Annotated in this window: 3 protein-coding genes; all 3 read right to left on the bottom strand. The window is 42.7% G+C overall.

The genetic code is table 11. From position 1 onward, the window contains the following. Positions 1-430: histidinol dehydrogenase (locus tag AC1DUW_RS26370; protein WP_477643875.1), on the bottom strand; the 430-nt coding region annotated here is incomplete at its 3' end. 244 nt (positions 431-674) lie between these two features. Then, complete coding sequence (locus AC1DUW_RS26365; RefSeq protein ID WP_379148939.1) at positions 675-1322, bottom strand: ThuA domain-containing protein; 648 nt, start codon at positions 1320-1322, stop codon at positions 675-677. A 32-nt stretch (positions 1323-1354) separates the two neighbouring features. Further along, a complete protein-coding gene (locus AC1DUW_RS26360; RefSeq protein WP_477643874.1) occupies positions 1355-2107 on the bottom strand; it encodes a thiamine pyrophosphate-dependent enzyme in 753 nt (250 codons plus the stop codon). Between the last annotated feature and the right edge of the window lie 180 nt (positions 2108-2287).

The following is a 2287-nucleotide window of genomic DNA, read 5'->3' as shown; positions in this document are numbered from 1 at the left end:
CACCCGCCGCCTTTGCAGTTGTAATCGTCATAATAGCAGATGAGATGAGAGGATATCTTCCACCTGGTACATAACAGCCGACTGCATTCACAGGGACTAACTTATGCCCAAGGGTGACGCCGGGCATAGTTTCGACCTCTAGGCTACTTATTGTGGATCGTTGACGTCTAGCAAAGTTATCTACCTGTTCACGGGCAAAATCAATACTAGCTCGCAATTCAGGAGGCGTTTCTCGTCTTGCCTTCTCAATCATTTCTTCATCGACACGGAACGATTCAGGGTTCCACGTATCAAACTTTTGCGAATATTTTCTTACCGCTTTGATGCCTTGTACTTTCACATCCTCAAGGATCTGTTTAACTGTCTGACTGATTTCTGGACTAGCAGATTCAGACGCCTGTTCTGCACTTTTTAGATAAGTAATCGCCATAGCTTATTCTATCTCCTTTCGATTTAACAACTTTTATTCAAAATTGGAAGTTCATTTTAAATATATCTTTTGCTTTAAGAGATGAATCATCGAAATTATCAAGATTCATCTCTTAAAGATCAATATTTTTTATTTCATGTTTTGCAATATTCTATAGGTTCTTAAGGTGACTGATTTTACAAAAGTAAGTGCATTTAGTATTATTTTTATATTAATTACCTATTCTCTATCATAAATAACTAGTTTACCTCGTGGCCCAACGGATTCCTCGTATAGTCAGTTCCATTACCTCAGGGATTTCAAACTCCTTGGTACTATGTCCCAATGTGTGATAAAACACTCGACCTTTTCCCCATTGTCTCTTCCATGCTACTGGCATCTGGTTGCCTTTCAACCAAGTAAACTCATCCCCGTCCATCACAGTAGTCGCAATCACATCATTACCGGGATCCGTATGCATATAGTACTGTTCTGAGAACAACTTAAAGCTCGAAAGTCCATCCGTCAAAGGATCATCCTTTGGAAAATCAACTTCATACTCTATAAAATCACCTGGATGACCGAGAACATGCCCCCCCAAAACCATCTTGAAGAACTTATGAGGATGACTACTGTCGAATGCCCCGGCTAATGCATGCCAACCAACTAGACCCACGCCTCGCTCGATGGCTTTAACCAGCGCCTGTTCTTGCATGATACTGAGTCCATCGGCAGTCCAGATAGGAATAATTACATCAAACTCATGTAAGCGATTTGACTCCAGGATACTTAAGTCATCAGTACACTCCACTTCATACCCCTCAAGCAAACGATCAACTGTCAAGTCAGCCAATTCGGTTGGATAATGCCATTTCCATCCGCCATGTAATACCAATGCTTTTTTTCTATTCATTTGATTTCCCTCCCAAAAAAATCAAATTTTACTTATAGATGTTGCTGAAGTGATCGGTGCTTCGCGTAATCATCTCGGCGTTCTTTATCCATGTAGTCCGCCACTGGGAAGTCCCACCAACCTGGAGTAAACGGACCTGCTGCATCCCTAGAAGTCATTGCTTCTATTAATGTAGGTCCATCTGCTTCTAAGGCTTCTGCGAGAGCTTTAGCCACTTCATTTGGCGTTTCTGTTCTCCAAGACTTAAGCCCGAAATTTTTAGCTACTTCAGAGAAATTTGGTGTGTACGGCTCTCCATTTTTCAAACTAAATTCAGCTCCAATATGCCGATTGGTCAGTTTGCGCTGGCCACCGCGAATAGACATATAACCCATGTTGTTTAAAATCAAGAAAACTACAGGAATATTGTGCATCACTGCCACCGCAATCTCAGGTAATGACTGCATAAAATCCCCATCACCAACAACACATACAACTTTTTTATCTGGCTTTGCCAATTTTGCTCCGAGAGACGCTGGAACAGCCCACCCCATTGGTGACCAGCTTCCTGAGTGAATAYAAGTCCGTGGCTCATATAAAGGAAATCCTTGTTTAATTACACTTTCACAATTCCCTGAACCTGCAGCCACAATTCCGTCACGAGGAAGTACTTTACGTAATTCAGCCAATACACGTTGTTGGGTCATTGGTGAGCTATCACTCTCTCGGCGCGGAGCAAGCTTTTGTTCCCACTCTTCCTTTTTCTGTTCAATCTCAAGATGATAACTACCGCGACGTTCRTTCATTTCCTCTGCCTGCTCTGGCGTTATGATCTCCAACAGATCCTGGAGGGAACAGAAAAAGGAAGAGTGGGAACAAAAGCTTGCTCCGCGCCGAGAGAGTGATAGCTCACCAATGACCCAACAACGTGTATTGGCTGAATTACGTAAAGTACTTCCTCGTGACGGAATTGTGGCTGCAGGTTC

This window comes from Peribacillus sp. P4_C12, from assembly GCF_056402095.1.
The sequence above is the reverse complement of the archived record's forward strand: the minus strand, read 5'-3'. Positions and strand labels throughout refer to the sequence as shown.

What these genes read in the sequence shown, in the direction of transcription:
- AC1DUW_RS26365 (WP_379148939.1), bottom strand. Translation starts at nt 1,322, where the DNA reads ATGAATAGAAAAAAAGCATTGGTATTACATGGCGGATGGAAATGGCAT.